14 protein-coding genes and 1 tRNA gene are annotated in these 17,382 nt (G+C 59.5%); 6 read left to right on the top strand and 9 right to left on the bottom strand.

Features of this window, described 5'->3' with window-relative positions; all coding sequences use genetic code 11:
• Positions 1-67: 67 nt before the first annotated feature.
• Genes IEV88_RS03635 through IEV88_RS03625 form a run of 3 tightly spaced genes read left to right on the top strand, consistent with a single transcriptional unit; the run spans position 68 to position 7,037 of the window.
• Entirely contained in the window at positions 68-3,103 is a 3,036-nt protein-coding gene (locus IEV88_RS03635; protein WP_188159913.1) for a BPTD_3080 family restriction endonuclease, read from the top strand.
• A 16-nt stretch (positions 3,104-3,119) separates the two neighbouring features.
• Positions 3,120-6,032 (top strand): site-specific DNA-methyltransferase, encoded by a 2,913-nt coding sequence (locus tag IEV88_RS03630; RefSeq protein WP_188159912.1) that lies wholly within the window; start codon positions 3,120-3,122, stop codon positions 6,030-6,032.
• 15 nt (positions 6,033-6,047) lie between these two features.
• On the top strand, positions 6,048-7,037 hold the full coding sequence (locus IEV88_RS03625; protein WP_188159911.1) for a hypothetical protein: 990 nt from the start codon (positions 6,048-6,050) through the stop codon (positions 7,035-7,037).
• On the opposite strand, the gene IEV88_RS03620 is transcribed toward IEV88_RS03625, so the two are convergent.
• Entirely contained in the window at positions 7,034-7,774 is a 741-nt protein-coding gene (locus IEV88_RS03620; protein ID WP_188159910.1) for an HAD family hydrolase, read from the bottom strand. The genes IEV88_RS03625 and IEV88_RS03620 overlap by 4 nt on opposite strands.
• 120 nt (positions 7,775-7,894) lie before the next feature.
• On the opposite strand from IEV88_RS03620, the gene IEV88_RS03615 reads away from it, so the two are divergent.
• Positions 7,895-9,967, top strand: coding sequence for a 3'-5' exonuclease (locus IEV88_RS03615; RefSeq protein WP_188159909.1), 2,073 nt, complete (start codon positions 7,895-7,897; stop codon positions 9,965-9,967).
• Positions 9,968-10,057: 90 nt separating this feature from the next.
• Here the strand turns inward: IEV88_RS03615 and IEV88_RS03610 are convergent.
• Positions 10,058-10,133, bottom strand: a tRNA-Phe gene (locus IEV88_RS03610).
• A 199-nt stretch (positions 10,134-10,332) separates the two neighbouring features.
• On the opposite strand from IEV88_RS03610, the gene IEV88_RS03605 reads away from it, so the two are divergent.
• Together IEV88_RS03605 and fghA are read left to right on the top strand one after the other, a co-directional pair.
• Positions 10,333-11,442: an S-(hydroxymethyl)glutathione dehydrogenase/class III alcohol dehydrogenase gene (locus tag IEV88_RS03605; protein ID WP_188159908.1), complete on the top strand. Its 1,110-nt coding sequence runs from the start codon at positions 10,333-10,335 to the stop codon at positions 11,440-11,442.
• Complete coding sequence (gene fghA / locus IEV88_RS03600) at positions 11,442-12,284, top strand: S-formylglutathione hydrolase (RefSeq protein WP_188159907.1); 843 nt, start codon at positions 11,442-11,444, stop codon at positions 12,282-12,284. The genes IEV88_RS03605 and fghA overlap by 1 nt, the downstream gene beginning before the upstream one ends.
• A gap of 97 nt (positions 12,285-12,381) precedes the next feature.
• Here fghA and IEV88_RS03595 read toward each other — a convergent pair whose 3' ends face one another.
• The 7 genes from IEV88_RS03595 to IEV88_RS03565 all read right to left on the bottom strand — a co-directional run bounded on the left by IEV88_RS03595 (position 12,382) and on the right by IEV88_RS03565 (position 17,382).
• Positions 12,382-13,533 (bottom strand): response regulator, encoded by a 1,152-nt coding sequence (locus IEV88_RS03595; RefSeq protein WP_188159906.1) that lies wholly within the window; start codon positions 13,531-13,533, stop codon positions 12,382-12,384.
• 209 nt (positions 13,534-13,742) lie between these two features.
• The gene (locus IEV88_RS03590; RefSeq protein WP_188159905.1) at positions 13,743-14,714 is read right to left on the bottom strand and encodes a dipeptide epimerase; all 972 of its coding nucleotides are present in this window, start codon (positions 14,712-14,714) and stop codon (positions 13,743-13,745) included.
• Entirely contained in the window at positions 14,711-14,896 is a 186-nt protein-coding gene (locus tag IEV88_RS03585; protein WP_188159904.1) for a DNA gyrase inhibitor YacG, read from the bottom strand. The genes IEV88_RS03590 and IEV88_RS03585 overlap by 4 nt, the downstream gene beginning before the upstream one ends.
• The gene (locus IEV88_RS03580; RefSeq protein ID WP_188159903.1) at positions 14,877-16,007 is read right to left on the bottom strand and encodes a ribonuclease E/G; all 1,131 of its coding nucleotides are present in this window, start codon (positions 16,005-16,007) and stop codon (positions 14,877-14,879) included. Before IEV88_RS03580 ends, IEV88_RS03585 begins: the two co-directional genes overlap by 20 nt.
• Complete coding sequence (locus IEV88_RS03575) at positions 16,004-16,579, bottom strand: Maf family protein (RefSeq protein WP_229731399.1); 576 nt, start codon at positions 16,577-16,579, stop codon at positions 16,004-16,006. The genes IEV88_RS03580 and IEV88_RS03575 overlap by 4 nt, the downstream gene beginning before the upstream one ends.
• Before the next feature lie 25 nt (positions 16,580-16,604).
• The gene (gene infA, locus IEV88_RS03570; protein WP_031550659.1) at positions 16,605-16,823 is read right to left on the bottom strand and encodes a translation initiation factor IF-1; all 219 of its coding nucleotides are present in this window, start codon (positions 16,821-16,823) and stop codon (positions 16,605-16,607) included.
• Positions 16,824-16,926: 103 nt separating this feature from the next.
• Positions 16,927-17,382, bottom strand: coding sequence for an arsenate-mycothiol transferase ArsC (locus IEV88_RS03565; protein ID WP_188159901.1), 456 nt, complete (start codon positions 17,380-17,382; stop codon positions 16,927-16,929).

Here is a 17,382-nt window from a genome sequence, read left to right as displayed (position 1 = left end):
CTGGTTGTGATGCTTGTACCCGCCAGCAAATTCATGGATGGTACCGCTCTACCGAGGGTGGCGGGGCATGGACGACTACGACTTTTTCAAACATCCGATTCTGAACTCTCCCTATGAGGAGCCGTCGCGGCATCACGATCTCGACGAGAACGGCCAGCCACGCAACAAGGCACCGATCGCGAGCCGCCGGAAGTGCGCGGATGTAACGCCGGTGCCGAAAGCCAGACGCGGCAGGAAGGCTGACCAGCAGCAGGACATGCTGGTCGAGGAACTCGGCAATCTAGACCCGACACCGATCATCAACGAGATCCGCCAGCACGTTACCTCCTGGCGCAACCTGCCGAGTTCCGACCAGTGGGGCGTGACGCCCGCCACAGCCAAGCTGCTGCGCCACTGGCGCGAGCATCAGTACGAAGACAAACGGCCCTTCTTCTGCCAGCGCGAGGCGGTGGAGACAGTGATCTGGCTCACCGAAGTCGCGCGCAATCAGAAGCGCTATGCCCATATCTGGGACCACATCAAGGGCGGCAATGAAGAGGCCAATCCGGAGCTGCTCAGGATCGCCATGAAGATGGCGACCGGCGCCGGCAAGACAACTGTCATGGCGATGCTGATGGCCTGGCAGACGGTCAACGCCGTACGCTCCAAGGGCTCGCGGACCTATACGGACTCCTTCCTGATCATCACGCCCGGCATCACCATCCGCGACCGCCTGCGGGTGCTGCAGCCCAATGATCCGGACAGCTACTACAAGACCCGAGAGCTGCTGCCGATGGACCTGCTGCCGGATATGGGCCAGGCCAAGATCGTCATCACCAATTACCACGCCTTCCAGCGCCGCGAGAAAACCAGGCTCTCCAAGGGCACGCGCGGGGCGATTGAAGGCCGCCGGGAAGAGAAGATCGACACTCTGGAGACCGAAGGCGAAATGCTCCGCCGCGCCGTCGGCGACCTGATGGGCAAGCGTGGCATCATGGTCATCAATGACGAGGCGCATCATTGCTATCGCCGGCGCGAGGGGTCCGCCGACGAAGATGATCTGAAAGGCGATGACAGGAAGACCGCCCAGGAAAACAACAAGGCCGCCCATCTGTGGATTTCAGGGATCGAGGCCGTCAAGCGCAAGCTCGGCATTCGCGGCGTCTACGACCTCTCGGCCACGCCCTTCTTCCTGTCAGGCTCCGGCTATCCGGAAGGCACGCTGTTCCCCTGGACAATCTCCGACTTCTCGCTGATGGACGCCATCGAATGCGGCATCGTCAAGCTGCCGCGGGTACCGGTGCTCGACAATATGCCCACCGTCGACGGCAAGCCGGTCTATCGCAATCTGTGGGAGCATATCGGCAAGAAGCTGCCCAAGAAGGGTGTCGGCAAGAGCGGTGGCTACACCCCGTCCGACCTCAACAAGATCACCCCGCTGATCACCGCCATGGAGAGTATGTACTCCCATTATGTGAAGGTGGATGCGCAATGGCAGGCCGCCGGCCATGAGGTGCCGCCGGTCTTTATCGTCGTCTGCAATAACACCTCAACCTCGCGGCTGATCCATGACTGGATCGCCGGCTACGAGATCCCGGAAACGGACGAGACCAAGGGGGAAGTTCACGTCGGGCAGCTGCCAATGTTCAGCAATTACGACGAACACAGAACACGCCATCCCAAGCCCAACACGCTGATCATCGACAGCGCCCAGTTCGAGAGCGGCGAAGGGGCCATCGACAAGACCTTCAAGGACGCCATGGCGCCGGAGATCGAGCAGTTCCGCAAGGAAGTCGGCGAGCGCGACGGGGCTGAAGCGGCAAAGAAAATCTCCGACGAACAGCTCCTGCGCGAGGTCATGAACACCGTCGGCGAGAAGGGCAAGCTCGGCGGCTCGATCCGCTGCGTCATCTCCGTCTCCATGCTGACCGAAGGCTGGGACGCCAATACCGTCACCCATATTCTCGGCGTGCGCGCCTTCGGCACCCAGCTCTTGTGCGAGCAGGTCGTCGGCCGTGGCCTGCGGCGCAAATCCTATGAGCTGAACGAGAACGGCCTGTTCGATGTCGAATATGCCGACATTATGGGCATCCCCTTCGACTTCACCGCCAAGCCGACCATCGCCCTGCCCTCGGCGCCCAAACCGGTCACCCGCGTGCGCGCCGTCAAGGACCGCGAAAAGCTGGCGATTTCCTTCCCGCGGGTCGATGGCTATCGCACCGAGCTGCCGGGCCAGCGCATCACGGCGAAATTCACCGATGGTTCCGTCTACCCCCTGACGCCGGAACGGGTCGGCCCGACACGCACCCGCATGTCCGGCGTGGTCGGCCAGCAGGAGACCTTCTCGCCCGACAATCACCGCGACGAGTTCCGCCGCCCCAGCTCCATCGCCTATCGCATCGCCAAACACCTGCTGATGACGAAATTCCCCAGGGAGGGCCAGGCGCTGAACATGAACCTGTTCCCGCAGGTCAAGCGCATCGTGCTGGAATGGCTGGATGGCGGCTATCTGCAATGCGCCGGCACCGAACCGCATATGGCCACATGGCCCGGCATCATCGATGAAGTCGCCGAGAAGATCTATATGGCCTGCCAGCCGGAAAATACCGGCGAGGCCTCCGTCTCCGTCATTCTCAACGCCTTCAACCCGCGCGGCGACACGCGCTTCGTCAATTTAACCACCTCGAAGACCTGCTTTGCCACCGATCCGCGCAAATGCCATGTCAGCCATGTGGTCGAGGACTCCACCTGGGAGGGCGAGCTTGCCCGCGTCGCCGAGGACCATCCGCGCGTGCTCGCCTATGTCAAGAACCAGGGGCTGGGCTTCGAGGTGCCCTATCGCTTCGGGCCGGAGACCCACAAATATATCCCCGACTTCATCGTTCGGGTTAATGATGGCCACGGCCCTGACGATCCGCTCAACATCATCATGGAGGTCAAGGGCCTGCGCGATGAAAAAGCCGTGCAAAAGGCCGAGACCATGAAGAAGCTCTGGGTGCCCGGCGTCAACAATCATGGCTTCTATGGCCGCTGGGCCTTCACCGAATTCCGCGGCGTCTTCGAGATGGAACAGGAATTTGCCAAACTGATCGACGGCTTCGTCGCTGCAACTGAACCCGCATAGAAAAGAAGACCAGACAATGGCGCGCAAACCCAAATCCCCCAAAAAGGTCGAGACGCTTTCCCACGAGCACGAGACCCGCAAGAACATTCCGACGGCGGAGCTGCAATCGATCAATGAGCAGCTGGAGGAGATGACGCCGCAAAGGCCGGTGGCCTATCCCCGTGCCCGGCCGCTGCCAAAGGGCGAGAAACGCGAACGCGACGGCGATCTCGACCCGCAGATCGTCTGGAACGGCATGAAGATCAGGATCACCCGCGAGCAGATGGAAAAGCTGGCCGAGACAGGCGAGCTGGAGCTGGGCGATGCACAGCTGGTCTGGCGCGGCAAGGACACCCAGGACTGGTCGGACCTGATCGTCAATGTGCCGCCGGTCTATGTGCAGGAGAAGATCCACCCCAAGGCGCTGATCGACGATCTGGTCCGCCGCTCAAAGGCGAAAGAGGATGACGCCGCGCCGGACCTGTTCGCGGATTTCAACGGCATCGACCCGGAGGCGCGCACCGAGTTTTACGAGCATGACCAGCACTGGTCGAACCGCATGATCCTCGGCGATAGCCTGCAGGTCATGGCCTCGCTGGCCGAGCGCGAACAGCTGCGCGGCAAGGTGCAGTGTATCTATTTCGACCCGCCCTATGGGATCAGATTCAATTCGAACTGGCAGGTGTCGACTAGGGACAACTCGGTCAGTGATGGGAAGGCGAGCAGTCTGACCCGAGAGCCGGAACAGGTCAAAGCCTTCCGCGATACATGGAAGGACGGTATCCATTCTTATCTCACCTATCTGCGTGACCGGATGACGGTGATGCGGGATCTGTTGACCGAGTCAGGATCGATCTTTGTACAGATTGGGGACGAGAATATGCATCGCGTCCGGGCGGTGATGGATGAAGTATTTGGCGATGAGAATTTTGTCGCATGTATTGTGATTCGGAAGACAGCTAGTGCGACATCGCAATTACTGTCCGGACTTGCTGACTACATACTGTGGTATGGCAAAGATATTGATAGTGTGAAATATAGAAAACTATATTGGAAAAAGGTCGAGAGAGGTTCTGATGAGCGATACGATCAGCTCGAAGAAACTTTAGGGTTACGAAGACCCCTTAAAAAAACTGAAAAACAGGGTGCGGAAGAATTGCCAAGTAACGCTCGTCGTTATCAAATGAGCGCTCTGACAAGCACAAAACCACCAGGACGTTTCGGAGTTGATTTCGAAGGTAAGAGTATTACTCCCCGATCCGGTTTTTGGAAAACCGGAGAAATAGGGTTTCCACGATTAATCAAAGCAAACAGAGTTGTTGCAACGAGCGGACGTGTGCTTCGTTATGTACGGTATTTGGACGACTTTCCTGTGATAGAGATTAATAGTCTCTGGGATGATATATCAGGAAGCGTCCAAAGTCGTTCAGATCCGAAAGTTTACGTCGTACAAACCGGCACAAATGTTGTAGCTCGCTGCATCCTAATGGCCACCGACCCCGGTGACCTCGTGATTGACCCGACCTGCGGCTCCGGCACCACGGCCACGGTCGCCGAGCAATGGGGGCGGCGCTGGATCACAGTCGACACCTCCCGCGTCGCCCTCGCCCTTGCCCGCACGCGGCTGATGAGCGCGAAATATCCCTATTACCTGCTCGCCGACAGCAGTGAGGGCAAGCAGAAGGAAGGCGAACTGACCGGCAAGGTGCCCGCCTCCACGCCCGCCACCGGCGACATCCGCCAGGGCTTCGTCTATGAGCGCGCGCCGCATATCACCCTGAAATCCATCGCCAATAATGCCGAGATCGACGTGATCTGGGACAAGTGGCAGGAGACCCTCGAGCCGCTGCGCGAGAAGCTGAACGCCACCCTCGGCCAGCAATGGGAAGAATGGGAAATTCCCCGCGCGGCCGATGACGGCATGCCGGATGGCGCAAAGACGTTGCTCGACCAATGGTGGGAGGCGCGCATCGCCCGCCAGAAAGAGATCGATGCCTCCATCGCCCGCAAGGCCGATGTCGAATATCTCTATGATCGTCCCTATGAGGACAAGTCCCGCATCCGCGTCGCCGGCCCCTTCACCGTGGAGAGCCTGTCGCCCCACCGCGTCGTCGCCATGGACGACCAGGAATTCCTCGACGAGCCGACCCCGCAACAGAAAAAGCGCAAGAGCAGGCTCGCCCGGGAGGTCGATTTCGTCCAGGTGATCCTCGAAAACCTGCGCACCGCCGGTGTGCAGCAGGGTGCCAAGGAAGACCGCATCAATTTCACCACCATCGCCCCCTGGCCCGGCGAGATGGTCCATGCCGAGGGCCGCTTCATGGAAGGCGAGAAAGAGCGCCGCGCCGCGATCATGATCGGCCCGGAATATGGCACCCTCCACCGCACCGACATCATGGCCGCCGCGCGCGAGGCCAGTGAGGCGCGGTTTGATATCCTCATCACCTGCGCCTTCGGCTATGACGCCCATGCCAGCGACGTGACCAAGCTTGGCCCGCTCAGGATCATCAAGGCCAAGATGAATCCCGACCTGCACATGGCCGAGGACCTGCGCCGCGACAAGAACGCCAATCTGTTCATGGTCATCGGCGAGCCGGATGTCGACATCATCGAGACCGGCGACGATCTGCAGGTAAAGATCCACGGCATGGACGTGTTCGTGCCCGCCACCGGCGAGATCCGCTCCGGCGAGACCGACGACATCGCCGCCTGGTTCATCGACACCGACTACAACGAAGAAAGCTTCTTCGTCCGCCACGCCTATTTCCTCGGCGGCAATGATCCATACGCGTCGCTGAAAAGCGCCCTGAAAGCCGAGATCGACGAGGAAGCCTGGGAGACCTTGCGACGAGACACCAGCCGCCCCTTCCCCCGCCCCGAAAGCGGCAGGATCGCGGTGAAGGTGATCAACCACTATGGCGACGAAGTGATGAAGGTGTTCAGCGTGTAGCAAACGGGGGGAAGTATGAAGATAGCGGTATATCTAATTGTTGGATTTATAGTTGGTGCTTTAATCGCGACAGGGTTTTTGCTTGGATTTCAAGACTGGAGTCAGCCGCTTTTTTCAGAGAAGCGCTTGTACGAATTTCTAGGCTGGCTCGGGGCATTAATCCGAGATTTCACTCCTTGGCCAATTGTTTTAGTCGCGTTAATTCTATTTAAGCCGTCTCGCAAATATCTTGAGAAAGTGGGTGAACACCTTTCCACTATCATTTCCGGCATTTCGGACGGAATTAAGCATTCGCGGCGTTTCAGTGTTGCAGGCTTTTTGGAGATCGTAAAAAATGACCCCTCACAGGCCGCCTATGCCTTAAAGGAGCAGGTTAGCTCTGTGGAAATGTATTTTAAGGAAAGAGTGTCAGAAGAGGCAGAAAGTCGAAACCTGTCTGAGAAATTGGAAACACTGTATCGCGAACATATAATTCCGATGATCCCAGAAGAGAAACTGGACGAGGATGATGTTCTTCCTCGTATCACCTTTCACATGCGTGACCCGCTTTACAAAAACAGTGTTTACCAATTACTAGACTACGCACCCAAGTCTTTTTACACAGAATCAAAAGTTGGACGACGATTTTCTACTCGCCATGGCATCGTCGGCCTCGCATGGCGAATGAAAAAAGCGAGTTACGATCCAGAGGTTTCCGCCGCACCAAAGAAACTTGTCGAAAAATGGGGTATGACAGAGGGAGAAGCAGCAAAGGCTGGCAAAGGCAGAAAGTCGCATTTGGCTTTGCCTCTTCCTCAAGGCGATAAGCCACCAAACTTCATGCTTTTCTTGGATGCACCGGCGCAGCATATTTTTGGTGATAGCGTGGTGGGAGATGAAGAGGAAAAAGTATTCGCCCCGATTTGGGATGGACTACGCCAAACTTGTTTAGATACAGAGTTGGCTGAGCTTTACGAAAAATTCAAAGACGAAAAGCCAATCATTGACTTCAGATATGGACCTTAAGGAAGTGCGAAACTTAGTTCGAATTTAGGAAGAATGATATCTGGAACTTCGGTTATGCTGTTTGCAATGAAAGTTCGTTTTGGAAGCTTTAGATTGTGGCGCTCAACTTCATGCCAATTGTCGTGTGTCACGTAAATTGTATTGAGCCCTATAGCATCGGCGGGCAGCATGTCTGAACGGATTGAATCACCAACCATCCACGAATTTCGGACGTCCACATCATACTTAATGCAAAACTTTTGAAAGGTTCTTGCATCCTTTTTGTGAACAATCATGAACTGGTCACCGAAAAAATCTTTATAGCGAAACGAAGCAAGACGCTTTTTTTGCACTGCCTTATCGCCGCCTGTGATTAATCCTAGGTGCTTTTCTTCTGCCAGTTCGCTCAGAACTTCTGCAACGCCTTCAAAGGGTGTAATATCCTTCTCAAATACGCTTGCGCCGATTTTTTTGGCCTTTCGCATTACCTCTGCGTCTTTTTTACCTTGCAGAAAATGCGCTGCAGTATCTAGAAAGGACTGTGGAAATCTCTCTTTGGAATAACCCAAAAATGCAAAGATCTCGGCGTCTCGCTGGCGTTGGAAAGCAATTATTTCTTCAGGGGCATTGCCAAGTGCGTCACTTAGGTATGCCGCAAATTCATCGCGCGCAGCATCGTATATGGGTTCAAGCTCCCATAATGTATTGTCAGCGTCGAAAATCACCCAGCTGTTCTTATCGGTGCTTTTGTGTTTCATGTCGAAACCCTTTCGCCCAAAACGTGGTATCAGGCTTCGCAATTCATTGGAAGTCACGATTTCTGGGCATGAGGTTGTGATGTTAGTGGCGCAGCGGGGTACTTTCAAGGTGTTAAGTCTTTGACCTTTTTAATAGCCGACACCTTCGTCAAAGCCGTCGCCAGGCTGGACAACCAGTCCCGGAAGGCGGCCAAGCTGACGGCCCTCGACCTGCAGATGGACCCGGCCGGCAAGGGCAAGTCATTCCACCGGATCGACAAGTCGCGCGATGAGAATTTCTGGTCTGTCCGGGCAAGCCGCGACATCCGGCTGATCGTGCACAAGACCGGCGAGCGCATGGTGCTGTGTTACGTCGATCATCACGACGAGGCCTATGCCTGGGCAGAGCGGCGGGTGTTCGAGACCCACCCCACGACCCGGGCCCTGCAGATCGTCGAGATCGAGGAGCGGGTCGAGCAGCCACCGGCGCAGGACCCGGCGACGATCCCGGACCATTTGATCCAGCAGCCGGTGCTGCCGCTCGCCAATTGTACCGATGAGGCGTTGCTGCAATATGGCGTGCCGCCCAGCTGGCTGGCGCGCCTGCGCAAGGCCGATACCGACCAGCTGCTCGATCTCGCCTCTCACCTGCCCCAGGAAGCGCAGGAGGCTGTCCTGTCCCTCGCCATCGGAGAGACCCCCGAGCCGCTGGCCGTCGAGCCGGAGGAAGCAGACGAGGCGCTGCACCCGGACGCCCAGCGCCGCTTCCGCTTTGTCGACGGCAAGGAAGAGCTGGAGGCCGCCCTCAACTATCCCTGGGACCAGTGGACGGTCTTCCTCCACCCGTCCCAGCATGCCTATGCTTACCGGGACTATTCCGGCCCGGCGCGGGTCGGCGGGTCTGCCGGCACCGGCAAGACCGTGGTCGCCCTCCACCGCGCCAAATGGCTTTCCGGTAAACCCGGCGGAAAAGTGCTGCTCTCGACCTTCTCGCGGCCGCTGGCGGTGGCCCTGACCCGCAAGCTCGGGATCATGAATGGCGACGAAAAGCGCATTGTCCCGACCGTCCATGTCGCCTCCTTCGTCGATGCCGCGGCGGCGCTTTATACCCTCCATCATGGCAGGGAGCCGTATCTCGCCAGGGAGGCCGACCAGAAGCGCATCCTTGCCAGGCACACGGACGGCATTACAGCCTATTCCGAGGCCTTTCTTTGGACAGAGTGGCGGGACGTGATCGATGGCTGGCAGTTGCACCGGCTGGAAGACTATCTGGAGGTCAGCCGGACCGGCCGCCGCAGCCGCATCGGCAAGAAGCAGCGCGAGGACCTCTGGCCGGTCTTCGAGGCAACACGGCAAACCCTCATCCAGCGCGGCATGATGACGGAAGCGATGCTGTTCGAGGCGGTCACTGCGCTGTACACGGAGAAAAAGGAAAAACCTTACTCGGCCATCGTCATTGACGAGGCCCAGGATTTGGGCCCGCCGGAACTGCGCTTCTTTGCAGCCATCGCCCCGGATGATGGCAACGGGCTGTATTTTGCCGGAGACCTCGGCCAGCAGATCTTCCAGCATCCTTTTTCGTGGAAACAGCTCGGCGTGAATGTGCAGGGGCGCTCCTCCACCCTGACAGTCAACTACAGAACCAGCCACCAGATCCGGCAGTCTGCCGACAGGCTCCTCCCCGAAGCGCTGAGCGATCTCGACGGCATCACGTCGCGCCGGAGAGGGACGGTATCGCTGTTCAACGGTCCGTCGCCGCAAGTGTTGAAATTTGCGAGTGAAGGCGACGAAGCCGAAGCCGTTGCCGGGTGGCTGAAGCAATGCCTGGAAGACGGTATTGAGACGCACGAAATCGGCCTCTTCGTTCGCGACCGGGACCGCCTCCCGCGCGCTAGAGGCGTTGCTGCCGCAGCCGGTTTTGACGTGGAAACCCTGAGCGGCTCCGGGCGCGACGCCGGCGACCAGATCGCCATCGGTGTCATGCACCTGGCCAAGGGACTGGAATTCAAGGCGGTGGCCGTGATGGCCTGCGACGAGGAAGCCTTGCCGCTTCAGTCCCGCATAGAGCAAGCGGTGGATGAAAAGGACCTGGACGAAATCTACGATACCGAACGCCATCTGCTTTATGTTGCCTGCACGAGGGCACGCGAAAGGCTGCTGGTCACCGGGACGCGGCCGGCGTCAGAGTTCCTTGATGACCTCGGATCGTCATGAAACGCCCCGTCACTGCTTTAGGCAAAAAGCACTGAAACCCGCCGGAAAAACCGGTCACCATCGGGATCGCTTTCTGATCATAAATTAAAATGGTGCCCAGGGCCGGAATCGAACCAGCGACACGCGGATTTTCAATCCGCTGCTCTACCAACTGAGCTACCTGGGCAGGATTTGCGCCGGAGCGGTCATCCAGAGGCGGTCTTGCCGCCGGAGCGAGGTGTATAAGCCATGATTTACAGCCTTGTCCATGGCGTTTTACCCCTCGAAAGCAGTTTTTTTCAAGCCCCGTCCAGGCGCCGCCATCATTGCCTTCCCGGCCAACGCCTTACATTGTGCCAAGGACAATCAACCCGGAGGAAAGTGCCATGAAGACCCGTGCTGCCGTGGCGTTCGAAGCGCAGAAACCGCTGGAGATCGTCGAGCTTGACCTGGAAGGCCCGAAGGAAGGGGAAGTGCTCGTCGAGATCATGGCCACCGGCATCTGCCACACCGATGCCTATACGCTGGACGGGCTGGACTCAGAGGGGCTGTTCCCCGCCATCCTCGGCCATGAAGGCGCCGGCATCGTGCGCGAGGTCGGGCCCGGCGTGACCAGCGTCAAGCCGGACGACCACGTGATCCCGCTCTATACGCCCGAATGCCGCCAGTGCAAGACCTGCCTGTCGCAGAAATCGAACCTGTGCACGTCGATCCGCGCGACCCAGGGCAAGGGTGTGATGCCGGACGGCACGTCGCGCTTCTCCTACAAGGGCGAGACGATCTATCACTATATGGGCTGCTCGACCTTCTCGAACTTCACCGTCCTGCCGGAGATCGCGGTCGCAAAAATCCGCGAGGACGCGCCCTTCGACAAGGCCTGCTATATCGGCTGCGGCGTGACGACCGGCGTTGGCGCGGTGACCAATACGGCCAAGGTCACGCCGGGGTCGAACGTCATCGTGTTCGGCCTTGGCGGCATCGGCCTCAATGTGATCCAGGGTGCCAGGCTGGTCGGCGCCGACAAGATCATCGGTGTCGATATCAATGACGACAAGGAGGAATGGGGCCGCCGCTTCGGCATGACCCATTTCGTCAACCCCAGGAAAATCGACGGCGACATCGTCCAGCATCTCGTTGCGCTGACCGATGGCGGCGGCGATTTCACCTTCGATTGCACCGGCAATACCAATGTCATGCGCCAGGCGCTGGAAAGCGCCCATCGCGGCTGGGGCGAGTCGATCGTCATCGGCGTTGCCGAGGCCGGCAAGGAGATCGCGACGCGGCCGTTCCAGCTGGTTACCGGCCGGGTCTGGAAAGGCACCGCCTTTGGCGGGGCGCGCGGACGCACTGACGTGCCGAAAATCGTCGACTGGTATATGGACAAGAAGATCGAAATCGACCCGATGATCACCCATACCCTGTCGCTGGAAGAAATCAACAAGGGCTTCGACCTGATGCATGAGGGCAAGTCGATCCGCTCCGTGGTGGTGTACTGATGGCTTTAGAAACACTTTCCACCAATACCGCCTTCGGCGGCACGCAGGGCGTTTATCGCCACAAATCCGAAGAGACGGGCACGGACATGACCTTTGCGGTCTATTTGCCGCCACAGGCCGGCAATGGGCACAAGCTGCCGGTGCTGTGGTATCTATCGGGCCTGACCTGCACCCATGCCAATGTCATGGAAAAGGGCGAGTACCGCCGCGCCTGTGCCGAACACGGGATCATCTTCGTCGCGCCTGACACGAGCCCACGCGGCGAAAATGTCGCCGATGACGACGCCTATGACATGGGCCAGGGCGCGGGCTTCTATCTCGATGCGACGCAAGAGCCGTGGGCAGAGCATTTCCGCATGGAAAGCTATATCATGAAGGAGCTGCCGGCAGTCATCGCGGAGAACTTCGCCGCCGACATGACGCGCCAGTCGATCACCGGCCATTCCATGGGCGGTCACGGCGCCCTGACGCTGGCGCTGAAAAATCCGGGTACGTTCAAGAGCGTGTCTGCCTTTGCGCCGATCGCCTCCCCCCTCAGCTGCCAATGGGGCCAGAAGGCCCTTGGCGGCTATCTCGGCGGCGACCAGTCACGATGGCGAAGATATGATGCGGTCGCCCTGATCGAGGATGGCGCGCATATGCGGGAAATTCTCGTCGATCAGGGCGATGCTGACGGGTTCCTGAAGGACCAGCTGAAGCCGGACCTTCTCGAACTCGCATGCGAGAAGGCGGAGATTTCGCTGACTTACCGTCTGCAGCCCGGCTATGACCACAGCTATTACTTCATCTCGACCTTCATGGCCGAGCATGTCGACTGGCATGCGAGGAAGCTGGGTGCCTAGATAATCGTGCGCCCGACCGGCGCATAAAGATGCTCTCCATCACTGAAAATGGATCAATCTTCTGCGTTCAAATGGTTTGGTTTGAACGCAGGTTGACCTAGGCCTTGCGCGACCCGGTCCTGGCATTCGGCGAAGGGCAGAGATTCGTGGCCGGAAAGAGCATGCGAACGGGACTGTCGCCGGATTGACTGGAAACCGTAACCGGAATGGTCAGCTGGCAGATATTCTGTGATGGCAGGGTCATGGACGCTTTCATCAGGCCTAGCAATTTGTAGGCGGCCGCCAGCGACAGCAGTGACAAGTCATGCTTGCCGTCGTCCGTCCGGAAATGATTGGCGGAGAGGATATCGGCCAGCATGGGCGCCTTGCCACCGGGCCGTGGCGATACGGCCATGACAAACACCAGCCGACCGTCTGCCCGGGTTGCCTCAAGGGACAGCTTGCCGACCATGCCGCTGGCCAAGAGCCTGCTGGCAATCGCCTCGACGAGCTGGCCGAGTTTCTCGCGGTCGCCCTGAAGGCTGACCCCATCAAGCCCAGAATGGCTGATGGTTACCGTAACGCCCTGCTGCTGCGCCAGCGATGTCAGCCGGTCGATCATGGCTCCAAACAGCGCGGCCCCGTCGAAGGACTCCAGGCTGAGACGAAGATCGCTGTCATGCAATCTCGCATAGCCCGCAAGAACCTTGAGGAAAGACAGACCCCGCTCCGCCATTGCCTTGACCTTTTCGGCATCGCCTGAGGTTTGCAAAATGGCTTTCAGGGCAGGCTCGATCTGGTCGTTGACCAGTGCCAGGATGTGCCGCTTCATCATGGCCCGCGTCCGGGCATCTTCGGTGGCCAGATGCAAGTCGGTCATGACCTTGTGGTTTTCAATCGCGTAGAAGATCGTGCGTTGCAGCAATTGCTGGGTCAGCGCCGTCTTTTCAAGGAAATCGAAGGCACCTTTCTGTATGGCAGCTTCTTCGAGCATGCCGACCTTATGGCCGGTGAGGACAATGACAGGAAAGGCACTGCCGTGACCGCCGAACATGTGCAGGAGGTCAAAAGTCTTCTCGCTACTGATGGTGTAGTCGACGAGGGCGCAGTCAAATCCGGTTTCGCCGGCGGCGGTCAGGGCAGCCTCGGCAGATGTGGCGCGGGTGAGACGGAACTCGCACTTGCCCGACCAATTGAGGTGGCGCTTCACAGCCAGGAAATCGATATCGTCGTCTTCGACGATCAAAATATCCAGAATCTTCTTTTTCATTCCGCGCACAACCAATTAACCGGGCAATGAATTAAGCTCAATACAATTAAAATTGAGTTTAATTTGGATATTATCTTATAAATGGCCGGCGCAGCCGCTTGATCGCCTAGAGCAGCCTGCGTCCGGATGAACGCAGAGGAGCTGCTCTAACATTTTGGAAGCGATCAACTTTCCTGCCTTCAAATGATTCCATTTGAAGGCAGGTTGATCTAGCCCCAGAGGCGGCGGTGCGGCGACGCGACAACCCCTTTGCGGTAGTCCATCGCATCGGCGCGGTCGGATTTCAGCAAGAGCGGTCCGTCGATATCGGCATAGGCAGCGCCCTGTGCCGCCACGAAGGCCGGCGCCATGGAAAGCGATGTCGCCGCCCAGCACCCGATCATGACGCCGAGACCCGCATCCTGCATCTGGCCAACCAGGGCGAGCGCATTGGTCAACCCACCGGTTTTCTCCAACTTGACGCTGGCATAACGGTAGCGGCCAGCGACCTCGGCAATATCCGCCTGCGTATGAAAACTTTCATCGGCGCAGAGCGGGATCGGCGAGGCGTAATCCGAAAGGCCTGCATCCGCGCCAGCCGGCAAGGGCTGTTCGATCATCTCGATACCCAGCGTCTCGATCCTGGCGATCAGCGCCTGCAACTGCTCAAGGGTGAAGTCCTGATTGCCATCGACAATCAGACGCGCGTCAGGCCGCGCCTCCCGCACGGCGGTGATCTGGTCGAAGGCCCCCGCCGCGCTGACCTTGATCTTCAGCAGCGTTTCCGGCGCGGCGCCGGCCGCCTCGTACATGCGGTGTGGCTCGTCAATGACGATGGTATAGGCCGTGGTAACAGGCGACGGCTCGATACCCGTCAGTGCCCAGATGGTCTGTGCCTTGCTCTTGCATTCGAGGTCCCACAGCGCGCAGTCGAGCGCGTTGCGGGCACCGCCTGCAGGCAGCAGGGACTGCACCCCCTCGCGGGACAGGCCGGTCTCGATTGTGTCGCGTAACTGTTCTATCTGGCCCTGAACGGAGCGCGCCGTCTCACCGTGATAGTTGACGCCGACGGACTCGCCCCTGCCCTTCGCGCCGTCTTTTTCCAGAGTGACCATCGCGGTCTCGACGTGATCGAAGCTGCGCCGGGACGTCCGGAAGGTGCGTTTAAGCTCCCATGTCTCCAGCGCCGTCGTCAGTTTCATGACCGGTCCTCGTCATTGTCATCATCGCCGAGCGGCACCGGCTCGCCCGGAATGGCGTAGGACCCGGAGAGCCAGCGGTTCAGATCCACATCGGCGCAGCGTTTCGAACAGAACGGCATGTATTTCCCGTCCACCGCTTTGCGGCAAATGGCGCAGCTTTGCTCAGCCTGTCTGTCTGACATCGGCACGATCCCTTTCTCTGCCTGCGTCTTCGATCAATGTAAGGCGATTGCCATAGGTGTCATAGAGGGGCTGCAGCCAGGCGGCATGCGCCTCGATATGAGCGTGGACCGCTGGCGGCAGCAAAAGCTCCAGCTGCGCCGCGCGGTCGCCCTCGAGCGCTCTTCCCGCAAGGCGCAGGGCCCTGGCGGCAAGATGGTCCAGCGTCCATCGCCGCCCCGGCACGGGCGCAATCGCAGTGGGCTCGCTGACATGGTCTAGCAGGCTCCAGCCCCGCCGGGGCACGGTCAGGGCGACAAGGCCGGCATCACTGAGCGGATGAGTGCGCCAGCCTTGAAGGCTGGCCGCGTCCTGCAGGGCCTGATGAACCCCCTTGCCGTCCCGGCGGGTCACGGGGAAGTCAATGACCACCTGCCCCCCGATACAACGCAAGGCGATCTGACGGATGATGACAGGGATCGCCGACTGGCAGGCGCGGGTGACGGCACCGGCTTTCGACTGGCCGTCAGTAGCCGAAACATCGACATCGATCGCCGTGAGGGCTTCGGCCTCCTCCACTGTCAGCCGCGCTCCGCCGGGAAGGTCGATCACCCGGGACAGGGCCTGCTCGAATACCTCCTCGACGCCGTCCCGTTCGAACATCTCGGGACCGGCTTGAACGATTGGTCTGCCTAGGGAATTCCTTGCCGCAACGAATTTTTCGGCAGGCGCATGGAGCAGGATGTCGTATGCCCCGTCTGCGCCTGTCATGGCGAGTGCGTGGGTCAGGATATCGCCTCTTCTATCCGGTCCGCGCTGATTGGGTGACAGCCTGACCCTGGCCAGCTTGCCGCCACGCGCGGGGGTACTCACATCGACGATAAGCGCCTCGCCTTCCTGCACGGACTGCTTGCCCGGCAGCGGCAGAAACCCCTGCTCATCGCCGAGGCTGACAAAGGCAGCGCCAAGCTTTTTGTCGATGGTCTCGATTCGCGCCGCCAGGCGCTCGCCTGCCATGGCCGGTACGCGCATGGCATAGCCGGGGCCGATCCACAGGCCGGTGATCTCGTCGTTTTCCTGCAGGGCGGCTCGCGTTTCGACGGGACCGTAGTCGATCAGTACACAGCGGTTCACGCGGCTTTCCATCCGGCGCCGCGCAGGAGGTTCAGGGTCTCGTAAAGCGGCAGGCCGACGACCGATGGATGCGAGCCTATGATCGAGACGACATGGGCTGCGAAAGCCCCCTGAATGCCATAGCCCCCTGCCTTGCCGTCCCATTCGCCGCTGGCGATATAGGCGTCGATATCCTGCGCCGAGAGATTGCGCACCTTTACCCGCGTCTCGACCAGCCGCTCGGCGAGGCGCCCCTCGGGGCCTGCCAGGCAGACGCCCGTATAAACGCGATGAGACCTGCCGGAAATGAGTTCAAGGCACTCCCGCGCCGTCGCCGCATCCTCCGTCTTCGGCAGAATGCGCCGGCCAACGCCGACCACCGTGTCGGAGCCGAGCACCAGTGCCTCGGGCGCCGTCACGGAAACGGCCATGGCCTTGCCCCGCGCCAGCCTGGCGGCATGGGGTCCGGGAAGTTCGCCTTGCATGGGAGTTTCGTCGATATTGGCGGGCTCGATCGAGTCCGGCACGACGCCTATCATCGCCAGGAGGTCACGCCGCCGTGGCGACTGACTGGCGAGGATGAGCCGCGGCATGGCGGAGGACATCGTCCTGCCCCGCCTATTTGAAGCGATAGGTGATGCGACCCTTGGTCAGGTCATAGGGGGTCATTTCCACCAGAACCTTGTCGCCGGCCAGGACGCGGATGCGGTTCTTGCGCATCTTGCCGGCCGTGTGGGCAATGATCTCATGGTCATTTTCCAGCTTAACACGAAAGGTCGCATTGGGGAGGAGTTCCTCCACCGTACCGGAAAATTCCAGAAGTTCTTCCTTTGCCATGCTCATCCTCGGTTACGACGGCGCCAACCCCGCCAGACAGGCAAGCCGCGACGGCCTCTCGCCCGCGACAGAGGTGGGAAAATGGCGGCAGCCACTTCAAAAATCAAGGGACGAGTGCGCCAAAGCGGCTGATTATCCGCATTTTCAGTGCATCGCGCGCGGCGCGGTAAGCGGCCATCAGCTGGTCGCGGCTGCCGCGTTCGTCGGTCGGATTCGGGATCGGCCAGAACTCGACCGATGACGGCGGAAAGAGCGCGCCCGCCCGTTCCACCGCTTCGTCAGTCAGCATGATTGCGGTGCCGAATCGTGACGGGTCGATTTCCTCGAACGTCTTTGCCTCATGCTCACCGAGGGCAATGCCGTCCTCGGCGAGGATCATCTCCACAAACGGATCAGGCCCGCCCTCATAGACGCCGACGGAATCGATCAGCACATCCGGGCCGAGCAAATGCCGGGCGATCGCCTCGGCCATGGGCGACCGGATGGAATTCATGTTGCAGGCAAACAGAATGCCCGCGGCGGTTTCGTCCCTGTCAGGGCCATTTTCTGGTCCGGGCAT

Source organism: Aquisalinus flavus (assembly GCF_014640095.1).
Classification (GTDB): domain Bacteria; phylum Pseudomonadota; class Alphaproteobacteria; order Caulobacterales; family Parvularculaceae; genus Aquisalinus; species Aquisalinus flavus.
The sequence above is the reverse complement of the archived record's forward strand: the minus strand, read 5'-3'. Positions and strand labels throughout refer to the sequence as shown.